Source organism: Achromobacter sp., from assembly GCF_050285585.1.
In the GTDB taxonomy this organism is placed as follows: Bacteria; Pseudomonadota; Gammaproteobacteria; order Burkholderiales; family Burkholderiaceae_B; genus Achromobacter.
The window spans coordinates 24,631-38,227 of sequence record NZ_JBLZXF010000008.1 but is presented as its reverse complement, the minus strand read 5'-3'; the positions used below and the strand labels follow the sequence as shown (position 1 = coordinate 38,227).

Here is a 13,597-nt window from a genome sequence, read left to right as displayed (position 1 = left end):
GCTATTCTCGGCCTCCCGGGCGGACCAGCCCGTGCCGAATCGACACATTCCAGTGCCAATTCAGCCCAGGGCGGGATTGCGCTTGCCTACGGGCCACTCAGGCCTTGCGGTTCGCCGTGGCTTCCCAGACCGCTTCGGCCAGGTCCGCCAGGCGGGCGCGCGAACGGTACAGCCGCACCTCGAAGGCAATTTCATCGCTGCGCCCGCCCAGGGCGGCCAGCGCGCCACGGCGGCAGTCCGCCGCCACCATGGACCAGGGCAGCCACGCCACGCCCAGCCCCTTGGCGACCGCGCCGTGCGCGGCGTCCAGCGAATCGCTGCGCAGGAACGGTGTCAGCGAATACGGCGTGGTTTCCAGGCGGTCGCCCACGATGCGTTCCATGGCCAGCCCGCCCGCATAGGTGATCAGCGGCGCGGCCAGTCCGCCTTCCTGCAGGACGTAGCGCGCGCGCCCGCGCGAATCCGTCTGGCTCACGGGCACCAGCTTGTCGGTCCCCAGCGTCATGTATCGGTACCTGCCGGGGCTCAGCTGCACCGACAGCGCGGGGTGCTCGTAGCAGCACAACAGGTCCACCCTGCCCTGTTCCAGGCGCGCCGCCATGTCCTGCATCATGCCGGTGGACAGTTCAACCTGGGTGCCCTCGGCCAGCACCTTGGGCGCCCGGAGCCGCAAGCGCGCGATCCAGTCCGCCACCAGCGTGCGGGCCAGGCTGCGGCCGGTGGCGATGCGCAGCACGGCCTCGCCCCCCGCGCTCGAACTGCGGATGCGGTGGCGCACCTGCCCCATCTGCTCCACCACCTGGGCCGCCGTCTTCAGCAAGGCTTCACCCTCGGGCGTCAGGACCACCGGTTGGCGCTGGCGCTCGACCAGCGGGGCGCCGGCCCAGGCCTCCAGCGCGCGGATGCGCCGGCCGAAAGCGGGATGGGTCACATGGCGCAGCTCGGCAGCGCGCACGAAGCTGCCGGTGCGCGCCAGGGCTATCAGGTCTTCTAGGAGTTTCAGGTCGGCCATGGACGTAGAGCTTACGCCATCGGCCCGCCGTTCACCTGGCGCCCAGCCCCATCATCGCCAGGGTGGCGCGGGTCAGGTCGCTGTCCGGGTCTTCCAGTTCGTTGACCAGGTCGAAGTGATTGCAGTGCGGCGTGGGAATGCGGGCAGATGCCAGCCCCGCGGCATTCCAGGCGGACTCGTACGCGGCCGTCTGGTTCTTGAAGCCCTGGGTCTCCAATCCGCCCACCGCCAGCAGCATCGGACCCGCGCGTTCGGGCAGATGGAAGATCGGGCTTTGGTGCGCCGCCTGTTCGGGCGTCAGTTGCAGCCAGGTGTTCGGCAGGATGTCGCACAGGGGCCGCAGGTCGAACAGCCCGCTGAGGGCCAGGGTGCCCTTGATCACGTCGTCGGGCACGCCATAGCGCGCCGGCCAGCCGGGCGTGACCAGCATGCCCGCCAGATGTCCGCCCGCCGAGCTCCCGCTGACGTAGATCCGGTCGGGATCCACCCCGTAGGCCGCCACGTTGCGGTATAGCCAGGCCACGGCGGAACGCACTTCCCGCACCACCTCGCCCAGCGTCGCTTCGGGCACCAGCGTGTATTCCAGGGTAGCCACCGCAGCGCCCGCGGCGTTGAAGGCCTCGGCCATGACGGGTGCGTCTTCCTTGCGCTGCGCGCGCCAGTAGCCGCCGTGGATGAACACGAACAGCGGCGCCGGCGCCCGCGAGGCCGCCGGCAGGAACAGGTCCAGCCTTTCGTCCTGGCCCATGCCGTAGCGCAGGTCCAGCACACCGGGGCGGCGCGTGCGCACCCGGGCAGACGATTCGGCATAGCGGCGCACGCAGGCATCGAAATCAGGCACCGATTCGCGCGCGTTGTACTGCACCTCGCGCTCGGCGATGGTGGGGAAGAAAAGGTCGATGTCGTGGTTATGCATGCCGGGCCTGCGATTGGGGCTGGGAAATGATGCGTTCGATGAACTGCGCGGTCTTGCGGTAGTGCGCAGCCAGCATGGCGACCGAACCTTCGACGTCGCGCGAAATCGCGGCGTCCAGCAACTGGCGGTGCTCGTCGTCGACGTTGCGCTCCGGCCCGTAGGCCGTGGCGCCGGCCCGCGCGGGCCGCCGGTAGCGTTCGGTCTGCGCGTAGAGCTGGGTGGACAGGTCCAGCAGCCAATTGGAGCGGCACGCGCCGATCAGGGCATGGTGGAACTCCAGGTGGCGCGCCTCCAGCAACTCTTCCAGCTCTTCCGAGGGTTCGGAGGCTCCGTCGGCGCGCTGCGCGGCCAGCGTCAACGCGTGATAGGCGCCCACCAGGCGCGTTTCCCAGGCGTCATCCGCGTTGGCGAGCGAACGGCGCAACGCGTCGCAGTCGATCAGGATGCGCGTTTCGCAGGCATCCCACATTTCCTCGACCGATAAGGGCGCAATGCTGAAGCCGCGCGAGGTCGTGCTGATGACCATGCGTTCGCTGCGCAGCCGGTTGAGCGCCTCGCGGATGGGCGAAAAACTGCTGCCGTAGCGCTGTTTCAGCAATTCCAGCCGCAGGGATTGGCCCGGCGCGAAAGCGCCGCGCATGATGTCGCGCCGCAGCAGGCGGTAGACCTGCTCGGACAGCGTAATTTCCTCGACGCCGGCGCTCCCGTCCGATCCGGGATCGTCCTGGCGGGAAGCTTTGATTCTAGGCTTCAAGATGGTCTCCAGATGTCAGCGGCCAAGGCGCCGATCCGCGCGCAGGCGGCCCATTCTACTCGCGCCGTCCGGCCCGCTCATATGCCCAGGTAGCGCTGCGCCAGCTCGGGCTGGGCGGACAACTCGGCCGGCTGGCCCGACCAGGCCACCCGGCCCTTGTCGACGATGTAGTGGCGGTCCACCAGCGTCGCCATTTCAGGCAGGTTCTTGTCGATGACCAGAATGGTCTGGCCCTCGGCCTTCAATGCCCGCAGGCAACGCCAGATCTCCTGGCGGATCAGCGGCGCCAGTCCTTCGGTCGCTTCGTCCAGGATCAAGAGCTTGGGATTGGTCATGAGCGCGCGGCCCACCACCAGCATCTGCTGCTCGCCGCCGGACAGGGTCCGCGACGACTGCCCGCGGCGTTCCTTCAGCCGCGGAAACAGCGTGTAGACGCGTTCCAGGTCCCATCCGCCCGGCGCGGCGCGCGAGGTCGCCACCAGGTTCTCCTGCACCGTCAGGGAACCGAACACGCGCCGCCCCTCCGGCACCAGCCCCACTCCCAGCCTGGCCACGCCGCTGGGCGCGGACCGGCCCAGCGTCCGGCCGCGGAACTGCATCGCGCCGCCGGTGGCGGGCAACATGCCCATCAAGGTCTTGATCGTGGTGGTCTTGCCCATGCCGTTGCGCCCGATCAGCGAAATCACTTCGCCTTCATTCGCCTCGAACGACATGCCGAACAGGACCTTGCTGGAGCCGTAGCCGCCGGTCAGCCCTTCAACCTTCAACATGTTCTTCTCCCAGATAGGCCGCGCGCACCTCCGGATGGCGGCGCACTTCCTCGGGCGAGCCGCTGAACACCACGCGGCCGTACACCAGCACGCTGATGCGGTCGGCCAGCGCGAACACCGCATCCATGTCGTGTTCCACGAGCAGGATGCCGTAGTCGCCCTTCATGCCTTGCAAGAGCCGTGTCATGCGCGCCGATTCCTCGGGCCCCATGCCCGCCATGGGCTCATCCAGCAGCAACAGCCGCGGCGAACGCGCCAGCGCCACCGCCAGCTCCAATTGCCGCTTTTCGCCATGCGCCAGGTCCGCCGAACGCGCGTGGCGGCGGTCTTCCAGCCCCACGTGCGCCAGCCAGCGCATGGCCTCGGCCTTCAGCGCCGCGTCGTGGCGCGGATCGGACCAGGCCTGGAAAGCGCGGCCGCCCTTGAGCATGCGCGACAGGATCACGTTTTCCAGCGCGGTGTACTCCTGGCACAACTCGGTGATCTGGAACGAGCGGCCCAGCCCCAGGCGCGCGCGCTCGAAGGCGCGCAACGCAGTCACGTCCTGTCCGTTCAGGTGGATGGTGCCCGAATCCGGCCGGATCTCGCCGCAGATCTGCGCGATCAAGGTGGACTTGCCCGCGCCGTTGGGGCCGATGATGGCGTGGATCTCGCCCGCGCGCACGTCCAGGTCCACGCCGTTGGTCGCCACCACCGCGTCAAAGGCCTTGCGCAGCTGCGTCAGCCGCAGCAGGCTTGCCCCCGCATCAGTCCGCATGGCGCGTCTCCAGCAATTTTCCGAACAATCCCTTCTGGCCCCACAGCACCACCAGCACCAGGATGGGTCCCATGTACAGCAGCCAGTGCTCGGTCAGCGAAGACAGCATCTGCTCCAGCCCCAAGAACACCGCCGCGCCCGCGATCGGCCCGAGCAGAGTGCCCACGCCCCCCAGGATCACGATGGCCATGAGTTCTCCGGACTTGGTCCAGGCCGCCATGTCGGGCGTCACCAGCCCGGCGTAATTGGCCCACAGCACGCCGGCGAGGCCCGTGCCCACCGCCGACAGCACGAATGCGCTGAGCCGATAGGGCGTGGGCGCCACGCCCAGGTTCACCGCGCGCCGCTCGCTCTGGCGCAGCGCCTGAAGCACCATGCCGAAGCGCGAGTTGGTCACGCGGATGCACAGCAGCGTCCACAAGGTCAGCACCGCCAGGCACAGGTAGTAGAAGACCATGGGGCTTTCCAGATCGATGCCCGGCAATTCGTTGCGCTGCGAAATCATCAAGCCGTCGTCACCGCCATAGAACTGCAGGGACACCAGGACGAAGTACACCATCTGCCCGAACGCCAGAGTGATCATGATGAACTGCACGCCTCGCGTGCGCAGCGCCAGATAGCCGAACAACCAGCCAGCCAGCGCGCACACGGCCAGCGCGATGGGCCACACCACCAGCGCCGCGTTGCTGCCCGCCCAGCCGAAAATAGGGCCGGCCTCAGCGGTGTGGAAGGCGATGATGCCGACCGCGTAGCCGCCCAGCCCGAAGAACATGGCGTGGCCGAAACTGACCATGGCGCCGTAGCCGATCACCAGGTCCAGGCTGACCGCGGCCAGCCCGTAGATCAGGAAGCGCGTCACCACGCCGATCAGGAATGGCGAGCCCGAGGCCAGCGCCGCAGCCGGCAGCAGGATCAGCACCGCCAGCCCGCCCAGCCCCCAGCGGGCGCGGTTCGTGAGTGTGTATGCCATCTTCATCCTCGCGCCGGGAACAAGCCGCCCGGCCTGGCGATCAGCACGATCGCCATCAACACATAAATGCTGGCCGAAGCCAGGCCCGCCGCCAGCGGGTCCGCTGTCGCCGGCGAGAACATGGTCGACAGCAACTGCGGCAGAAAGGCCCGTCCCATGCTGTCCACCATGCCCACCAGCAGCGCGCCGGCCAATGCGCCGCGCACCGAACCCACCCCGCCGATCACGATGACCACGAAGGTGGTGATCAGGATGCGTTCGCCCATGCCGATTTCCACCGCCAGCAGCGGCGCGGCCATGACGCCGGCCAGTCCGCACAGCAATGCGCCCAGGCCGAACACCAGCGTATAGAGCTTGCGGATGTCCACCCCCAGCGCGTCGACCATTTCGCGGTCATCGGCGCCCGCTCGGATCAGCATGCCTATCCGAGTGCGATTGACCAGCCACCACAACCCCACGGCGACCAGCGCGCCGATGGCGATGAACGACAGACGGATCAATGGATACTGGAATCCCGGCGCCAGGGTCACTGCGCCCTCCAGGAACGTGGGAATGCCCACCAGCGGCGGGCGCCGGCCGAATATCAGGCTGACCGCCTCGTTGGAAAACAGCAGCAAGCCGAAGGTGGCAAGGACCTGGTACAGGTGGTCCCGCTTGTACAGCTTGCGTATCACCACCACTTCGACCGATATGCCATACAGGCCTGCCCCCAGCAGCGCCGCCAGCACACCGGCCAGGAATGAGCCGGTGGTGCCGATGGCATAGGCCGCGCAGTAGGCCCCCACCATGTAGAAAGACCCGTGCGTCAGGTTGACCACGCCCATGATGCCGAAGATCAGCGTCAGTCCGGCGGCCAGCATGAATAGCATGGCGCCGAACTGCAGCCCATTGAGCAGCTGTTCGAACAGGAGCGTCATGACGGCATCTTGCAGCGTTGCGCGTACGCGTCCTTGTCATCGGACACCAGCTTGCGGACCAGGTGCGGCGACAGGGTGCCGTCGCTGCCCTTCTCGATGCGCATCAGGTAAAGGTCCTGGATCGGATGCTGGTTGGTGTTCATACTGAACTTGCCGCGCAGGGACGCGAACTCGGGCTTGCGCAGCGCGGCACGGAACTCCGCCGCCTTGGACAGGTCGCCGCCCGTGGCCTTCAGGCCCGCCCCGATCAACTGCGCGGTATCGTAGGCCTGCATCGCGTAATCCGTCGGCGCGCGGCCGTAGGCATCCTTGAACGCCTGCACGAAGGCCTTGGATTGCGCATTGTCGAAGTCCTGCGACCAGATACCGGTGATGTAGGCGCCAGCGGAGGCATCGCCCGTGGCCTTGATCATGCGCGCGTCCATCGAAAAACTGGGCATCAGCATCGGGATGCTCTTGCTCAGTCCGGCCGCCGCATACTGTTTGACGAAGTTGATCCCCGTGCCGCCCGGATGGAACTGGTAGATGGCGTCGGGCGCCAGCGAGCGCAGGCGCGCCAGCTCCACCGAGAAGTCCGATTGGTCGAGCTTGGTGTAGATCTCGGTGACCACCTCGCCCTTGTAGGTGCGCTTGAAACCTTCGATCGCGTCGCGCCCGGCCTGGTAGTTGGGCGCCAGCAGCACGACACGCTTGTAGCCCAGTTCGTTGGCCGCCACGCCGCCGGCCGTGTGGAAGGCGTCGTTCTGGTAGGACGCCACGAAATAATTGGGATCGCACTTTTCGCCCGCGAAGTTCGACGGGCCGGGATTCAGGCTGACATAGAATGCGCCCGACTTCACCACGCTGGGCACCACCGCCGCCAGCACGTTGGAGAAGTTCACGCCGGTATAGAGCCTGACGCCGGATTGCAGGAGGCGATCGGCCGCCTGCTTGGCGTTGGCGGGCTTCAGGCCGTCGTCTTCGATCACCAGCTGCACGGGCACGCCGCCGAGCGTGCCGCCGCCCTGCTTGATGGCCAGGTTGAATGCATCGCGCTCGTCTTCGCCGATGTAGCCCGCCGGCGTGGACAAGGTGGCGATGAAGCCGATCTTGACCGGTTCCGCGGCGTGTGCCGGTCCCATGAACGCCGCGGCGCCCAGCGCGACGGACAACGCGGCGGCGGCGCCGCCCAGTATCTGTGTCTTGATCATGTTTTCCCCTAGGAGATTGCGTTGCCCGCCGCCCCGGCGGCCGGGCGCTTTAAACGGCCACCACCGGATGGCGCAACGTGCCGATGCCTTCCACGCAGGCCACCACCACGTCGCCCGGCCACAGCCACTCCTGCGGCTTGCGGCCCGCGCCCACGCCTTCCGGCGTGCCGGTGGCGATGATGTCGCCCGGTTCCAGCGTGATGCCGGCGCTGATATCCGAAATCAGGAACGGCACCTTGAACAGCATGTGCCGCGTGTTGGAGCCCTGCTTCTTCTCGCCATTGACCGTCAGCCACAGGTCCAGCACCTGCGGGTCCGGGATCTCGTCGGCGGTCACAATGCAGGGGCCGAACGGCGCGTAGGTATCCTGGCCCTTGGAATAAATCCACTGGCCGGCGCGGCGGCAATCGCGAGCGCTCATGTCGAGCATCACGCTGTAGCCGAAGACATAGGACAACGCATCGGCTTCGGCCACGCGCGAGGCGCGGCGGCCCATGATCACGGCCAGCTCCACTTCCCAGTCCAACTGCTGCGTAATCTTGGCGTTGTGCTCGATGGCATCGCCCGGACCGATGACGGAGGTGGGCGGTTTGGAGAAGATCACCGGCTGCTTGGGCAGGTCGGCCGAGGTGTCCAGCGTGCGGCTGGATTCCGCCACGTGTTCCACGTAGTTCAGGCCGATGCCGAAGATGTTCTTGCGCGGCCGCGGAATCGGCGCCAGCAGCTTGACGTTTTCCTGCGGCAGCGCGGTGCCCACGGGCCATGCGCCGCGATAGGCCTCCATCAGCTTGCTCGCCTGCGCCACGGCCACGGGCCCCAGGTCGATGAACGCGAGCATGTCGTCAGGCAGGTCCACGCCGCCGGCCCGGCCCAGCAGGGCCAGATCGATGACATAGCCTTCGGCCAGCGCGCCCAGACGGGCGGCGGCGGTGGGATGAGCGCGAAAAGTCACCAAGCGCATAGGAACTCCATAAATTCAGGACGAGTTGAGTCAAGCGCGCGGACGAGGCCCGCGCGGCGGAAAAGATTCAATAAGGGAACAGGCGGCGCTAGATCAGCACTTGGTGGCCGTCGTTTTCCTTGACCGCTTCTTCGCGGTAAAGCGCCAGCGAACGCATCACGGGCAGGTCGTTGAAACTGAACAGGCAGGCGTCGTCGTTGGAAGAGAGGTTGACGTGTTCGTGGATCGCCCAGGAAGGCACGCAGAAGATGTCGCGCTCGGTCCAGTCATAGCGCTTGCCGTCGATGATGGAGTAGCCGCTGCCCTTGGCCACCTGGTAGATGAAGCTGCCGGTATGGCGATGGGCCTTGGTGTGCTCGCCGGCCCGCAGCAACTGCATGCTGGCGCCGATGGTGGGCATGACCGGGCCGCCCGTGGCGGGGTTGACGTATTCGAGCAGGATGCCATCGTAGAGGCTGCCGGCGGTGGTGCGCGCATAACGGCGCAGCGCCTCGTAGGTGGGCTCCCATTCGTACTTGAACAGCGGCGAATACGGCTTGGTCCAACCGGACACCTGCGGCTTGAGGGCCGCATTGCCCCAGGCGGCGCTGGTGTCGTCCACCGGGTAGGTCACGGTCTGGTTCAGCTCGGGATGCACGGCGTAGAAGCCCGCTTCCATCGCGTTGACCAGCGGAATGTCCAGGCCGTCCTGCCAGATGCAGGTGGTACCGTCCTCGGCCACGCCGTGTTCGTGCCAGGTGCCGTTGGGCGTCAGCACGAAATCGTTCGCGCCCAGCGTCATCTTGTGGCCGTCCACCACGGTGAATGCGCCGCGCCCTTCCATGATGAAGCGCAGCGCCGAATGCGAATGTTTGTGGGCGGAAGCCAGTTCGCCGGGCTTCATCACCTGCAGGCCCGAATACAGCCAGCCCACGGCTGCGGCTACGTCGCGCCGGCCGGGGTTGTTCAGGTAGATGACGCGCCGGCCCGCCTCTTCGGGGGAAACCAGCTCGGCGGAACGCAAGACATGGGCGCGCAGGTCCTGGTAGCGCCACACCACCGGCACCGACGCCGAACGCGGCGCCCACGGCTCGATTTTGTTCGCCACCGTCCACAGGGCGCCGGTTTCGAGGCGAGCCAGCTCCTTGTAGTAGGCAACCAGCTCGGGCGAGTCGGCCACATTGGCGCGGCCTATGGTTTCCTCGCGGTACGCATCGTAGCGGTTCGCTTCCATCCCTTGCCTCTTTTATAAAAATTCACGTATTTTCGAAAATAATAGGGGCGAGCGGAAAATCGGGCAACGAGCGGGCGCTAGGGGTTTTCCCAGGGCGGTCGAAAATCGCGCTAAAAAATACTGTACAAAAATACAGTACCTTGTGATACATTTCGCTCGCCCGAAAAAACTGCCGTCCAGGAGAATCCTGTGTCAGAAGCTGCTCATCTCGTCCAATACATCGTCGTTCCCTATCGTGCCGCCGCCAATGGCGTGGCTCCTGGCGAAATCCGCCCCGCCAGCAGCGAATTCGGAGCCATCCGGATCGCGAATTCCATGGCCTCCAAATTCGCGGGCGTCGCCGCCTACGAGGTCCTGATCGACAAGGAAACCGGCGACATGGAATCGCCGCGCATCCTCGCCCAGATCGGAACCGTGCCCGCGCTGGACGACTGAAAGCGGAAGGGCCGCCCTCCCGGGCGGCCCTTCCGCCGTAGCGCTCCTAGCTTAAGTCCACGTCTTGATGCAGAATTTGCGATGGGCCAGGCGTCCCATTGCACGCCGCTTTTCTGCTTCCTCAATGGATAAACTTCGAATTGTCCTCGCGGACGACCATCCCCTCGTTCTGGTGGGCATACGCGATCTCCTGGACACGGTCCTTAACGTCGAGGTCACGGGAGCCGTCTCCAGCTCGACCGATCTCATCTCGCACCTGGAAAAAAACCACTCCAACGTGGTGATCACGGACTATTCCATGCCGGGCGACGATGCCTACGGCGATGGCATGCGCCTGATCAAATATCTGGTACGTCGGCACCCCGACCTGCAGATAGTCGTGCTGACCATGGTGTCCAATCCGATGATCATCTCGGCCCTCTACGACGCGGGCGTTGCCGCCGTGGTCCTCAAGCGCGACAACCTGGCCGAAATCGTCACCGCGCTGTCCATGCTGCGCCTTGGAAGAAAATACTATCCGCCCGGATTCGGGCGCGACCACCTGGCGGGCGTCCAGCGCAACCCCATCGGCGATTGCATCAATAGCCTGTCGCCCAAGGAATTCGAGGTGCTCCGGCATTTCGTGCGCGGGGAAACGGTCACGCTAATCGCCGAAAACCTGAAACGCAGCGTGAAGACCATCAGCGGCCAGAAAGCCTCCGCCATGCGCAAGCTGAACGTGCAGACAGATCAGGAGCTGGTTGCCTTCTGCATGGAAAGCGGGCTGTTCCAATAGGCCCCGGGGCCGGCCATGCGCGCGGCTCTCGCCGCGGCCTCACTTTTAAGAATCCTCTGGTTTTTTGAGACGGATGCGACTCCTATCATCGTTACATGATTGTCGCTCCCCGCCTCTTCCGGAAGCCGGGGCCCGCCGCGCCCGGCCTGCCCATGCTTCTGCTGCACCTGTTTGCCGTAGCATTGCTTGCGTGCATCCTGGTGGGGACCGCGCTATCCCTGTACTGGTCGTTCAGCGACGAAGTCTCCAGGTACCGGCGGCGGATGAATGCCGCCGCCTACAACGCGCAGGTCTTTTTCGACCAGCGCGAAGGGCTGCTGAGGTCGGTCGCCGGCTCGTCGGTGCGCAACACCGACCGCATGCCGGCCGAACGCACGCCGGACACCTTCGGAGAAACCCGGCAGATCAGCGTCACGCCGCTCCCGAAACAGGACGACAGCTATGAATGGGCGCTCATCCTGACGCCCCGGGATCGCGCCGACGTGGCCGCTGCCAACGCGCGCATCGTCTACGCGCCGGCCGAGGAGGCCGCCGCGCAGCGCCTGCCCCTGGAAACGCGGCGGCGGGCGGCGCCCATCTCGCACAGCACCGAACGCTGGCTGTCGGAAACCCTCGCCATGCGCGATCCCGTCCCCGGTCCCGACGGCCGCGCGCCCATCGTCTGGCTGCGCCCCCCCATGGACGACGTGGACCGCTTTTTCCTCTATACCCCGCTCGACACCACGGGCCAGGAGCGCAGCTGGGTCGGCCTGGAGGTCGACGGCATCGCCGCGGTCATCGCGGCCGAATGCGCGAGCGACAGCGGCAGCTATGCGCTCTACGACAGCAACAGCCGCGTGGCCCTGCATGGCGGCCCGCTGCCAACCATGATCGCCCCCATGGCGTCGCGCCTGGGCCAGGATTCGTTCGGATTCCAGGGCGGAACCTGGTTCCCCGAAAACCTGGTCCTGGTCAAGGCGGTGGGCGAAGCCGGCTGGAAGCTCGCCTACTACGTGCCGCTGCTCGACGTCCTGCGCCATGGCGCGGCCTCATTCTGGACCTCGGGCGCCGTCTGTCTGCTGCTGATCGCCGTGGTGTTGCTGGCGGTCCGGCACATCAAGAAAAAGCTCGTCCAGCCCGCCTTGCGGCAGTACCAGGCCCTGGCCGACAGCGTCGCGCTCAACGACAAGATCATCGAGGTCGCGCCGGTCGGGCTCAGCCTGGTCCGCCGCGCGGACGGCGAATTGATCATGTCCAACGAAGCCGCCCGGCGCCTGCTCGACGAGCACGACGGCTGGCGCGAGGACATCCGCCACGCCACCACCGCAACGGGCGGCCGCGAGTACACGCTGGCAGACGGGCGCAGCGTCTGCCTGACGTTCGCCGCCATGTCCTACCAATCCGAGGACGTCGTGCTCTGCGGCATCAGCGACATCACCAGCCAGAAGGAGATCGAGCGCACGCTCAGGAAGGCCAAGCAGGCGGCCGACAAGGCCAGCGAGGCGAAAACCATGTTCTTCGCCACGATCAGCCATGAAATCCGCACGCCCCTGTACGGCATCGTCGGCACGCTGGAGCTCCTGGCGCTGACGGGCCTGAGCGGCCAGCAGCAGCAGCAGTACCTGAACACCATCCAGCAATCCTCCTCGACCTTGCTGCGCACCATCAACGACACCCTGGACCTGTCGCGCATCGAAGCCGGGCGCCAGGAACTGGACATCGCCGAGTTCTCGCCCGCCGACATCCTGGAGCGCGTCGTCGCCAACTACGCTGCGCGGGCGCAAGGCAAGGGGCTGCTCATCTATGCCGTCACCGACATCGACGTGCCCATGACCGTCCTCGGAGACCCCACCCGGATCCTCCAGGTCCTGAACAATCTCGTCAGCAATGCGGTGAAGTTCACCGAAGCCGGCCGCGTGGTGGTCCGGGCGTCCGCGGCGACCCCGGGCCATGGCCGCATCTCGCTCCGGTTCCAGGTCGCGGACACCGGCGTGGGCATTCCCGCGGCGTCCCAGGCCCAGCTCTTCGAGCCCTATTTCCGCGCGCATGCCGGCCTCGAGCACGACATCTCGGGCACCGGCCTGGGGCTGGCGATCTGCAGGCGGCTGTCCGATCTCATGGGGGGCTCCCTCTCCGTCGTCAGCGAGGAAGGCCTGGGCACCAGCATCGTCTTCACCGTGACGCTCGACGCGCCGGCCTCGGCGGCGGCGGCCGTCGCCTTGCGCCGGCGTCCGGTCTATGTCGACGGAGCCGTTCCCGAGGTCGTCGCCAACCTGTGCGCCTGGCTGAACCAATGGGGCGCGGTGGCCATGCCCTACCGCGGATACGCGGACACGCTCGAATGCGAGGATGCCGTGCTCGTGCAGGCCTGGCCTCCCGCGCCGCAGGAACCCCGCTGGAAGCATGGCCGGGTGCGCGTGCTGGCGCCGGGCTCGGGCCACGAGACCCTCGTCGCCGCGGTGTCCAAGACCGGCATCGCAAGCACCTTCAATCCGGTCAGCATCGGGCGGGCCGTGCGCACGGCCCAGGACGGCATCGAACGGCCCGCGCTGGGCCAGGCCCACGTGCAGCGCATTTCGCTAGGGCTGCGCGTGATGGTGGTCGAAGACAACGTCATCAACCAGATCATCCTGCGCGAACAGCTCGAGCACCTCGGCTGCACTGCGACGATGGTCTCCAACGGCAACGAAGCCCTGAGGCACTGGAACGCCCTGGACCATGACGTCGTCCTCACGGACCTCAACATGCCGATGATGGGCGGCTACGAACTCGCGCGCTCGCTGCGCAAGCTCGGCTACGCCGGGGCCATCCTGGGCCTGACCGCCAGCGCGGCGCCAGAAGCCGCCCGCCTGGGCCTGGACGCGGGCATGGACCGGGTGCTCCTCAAGCCCTTGCCCATCCTGGCCCTGGCGCAAACATTGCATGACCTAGCAGAGGATCTGAACTGA

The 13,597-nt window shown here is 66.6% G+C and carries 13 protein-coding genes; 3 read left to right on the top strand and 10 right to left on the bottom strand.

The window, feature by feature from the left end; genetic code table 11:
- Positions 1–97: 97 nt before the first annotated feature.
- The 10 genes from ACN6PJ_RS13260 to ACN6PJ_RS13215 form a co-directional block, all read right to left on the bottom strand.
- A complete protein-coding gene (locus tag ACN6PJ_RS13260; protein ID WP_427996334.1) occupies positions 98–1,012 on the bottom strand; it encodes a LysR family transcriptional regulator in 915 nt (304 codons plus the stop codon).
- A 31-nt stretch (positions 1,013–1,043) separates the two neighbouring features.
- A complete protein-coding gene (locus ACN6PJ_RS13255) occupies positions 1,044–1,928 on the bottom strand; it encodes an alpha/beta hydrolase (RefSeq protein ID WP_427996333.1) in 885 nt (294 codons plus the stop codon).
- Complete coding sequence (locus ACN6PJ_RS13250; protein WP_427996332.1) at positions 1,921–2,682, bottom strand: GntR family transcriptional regulator; 762 nt, start codon at positions 2,680–2,682, stop codon at positions 1,921–1,923. Before ACN6PJ_RS13250 ends, ACN6PJ_RS13255 begins: the two co-directional genes overlap by 8 nt.
- 77 nt (positions 2,683–2,759) lie before the next feature.
- Complete coding sequence (locus tag ACN6PJ_RS13245; RefSeq protein ID WP_427996331.1) at positions 2,760–3,452, bottom strand: ABC transporter ATP-binding protein; 693 nt, start codon at positions 3,450–3,452, stop codon at positions 2,760–2,762.
- Positions 3,439–4,209: an ABC transporter ATP-binding protein gene (locus ACN6PJ_RS13240; RefSeq protein ID WP_427996330.1), complete on the bottom strand. Its 771-nt coding sequence runs from the start codon at positions 4,207–4,209 to the stop codon at positions 3,439–3,441. The genes ACN6PJ_RS13245 and ACN6PJ_RS13240 overlap by 14 nt, the downstream gene beginning before the upstream one ends.
- A complete protein-coding gene (locus tag ACN6PJ_RS13235) occupies positions 4,199–5,185 on the bottom strand; it encodes a branched-chain amino acid ABC transporter permease (RefSeq protein WP_427996329.1) in 987 nt (328 codons plus the stop codon). The genes ACN6PJ_RS13240 and ACN6PJ_RS13235 overlap by 11 nt, the downstream gene beginning before the upstream one ends.
- Positions 5,182–6,096 carry a branched-chain amino acid ABC transporter permease gene (locus ACN6PJ_RS13230; protein ID WP_427996328.1) on the bottom strand — a complete coding sequence of 305 codons (915 nt, stop codon included), beginning with the start codon at positions 6,094–6,096 and terminating at the stop codon, positions 5,182–5,184. The genes ACN6PJ_RS13235 and ACN6PJ_RS13230 overlap by 4 nt, the downstream gene beginning before the upstream one ends.
- A complete protein-coding gene (locus tag ACN6PJ_RS13225; RefSeq protein WP_427996327.1) occupies positions 6,093–7,286 on the bottom strand; it encodes an ABC transporter substrate-binding protein in 1,194 nt (397 codons plus the stop codon). Before ACN6PJ_RS13225 ends, ACN6PJ_RS13230 begins: the two co-directional genes overlap by 4 nt.
- 49 nt (positions 7,287–7,335) lie before the next feature.
- Positions 7,336–8,247 (bottom strand): fumarylacetoacetate hydrolase family protein, encoded by a 912-nt coding sequence (locus tag ACN6PJ_RS13220; RefSeq protein WP_427996326.1) that lies wholly within the window; start codon positions 8,245–8,247, stop codon positions 7,336–7,338.
- 88 nt (positions 8,248–8,335) lie between these two features.
- Positions 8,336–9,460 carry a cupin domain-containing protein gene (locus tag ACN6PJ_RS13215; protein ID WP_427996325.1) on the bottom strand — a complete coding sequence of 375 codons (1,125 nt, stop codon included), beginning with the start codon at positions 9,458–9,460 and terminating at the stop codon, positions 8,336–8,338.
- 189 nt (positions 9,461–9,649) lie between these two features.
- Between ACN6PJ_RS13215 and ACN6PJ_RS13210 the strand changes: the two genes are divergently transcribed.
- From ACN6PJ_RS13210 to ACN6PJ_RS13200, 3 genes are all read left to right on the top strand, one after another.
- Positions 9,650–9,895, top strand: coding sequence for a hypothetical protein (locus ACN6PJ_RS13210; RefSeq protein WP_043544623.1), 246 nt, complete (start codon positions 9,650–9,652; stop codon positions 9,893–9,895).
- Positions 9,896–10,019: 124 nt separating this feature from the next.
- On the top strand, positions 10,020–10,670 hold the full coding sequence (locus ACN6PJ_RS13205; protein WP_427996324.1) for a response regulator: 651 nt from the start codon (positions 10,020–10,022) through the stop codon (positions 10,668–10,670).
- Between the two features lie 95 nt (positions 10,671–10,765).
- A complete protein-coding gene (locus ACN6PJ_RS13200; protein ID WP_427996323.1) occupies positions 10,766–13,597 on the top strand; it encodes an ATP-binding protein in 2,832 nt (943 codons plus the stop codon).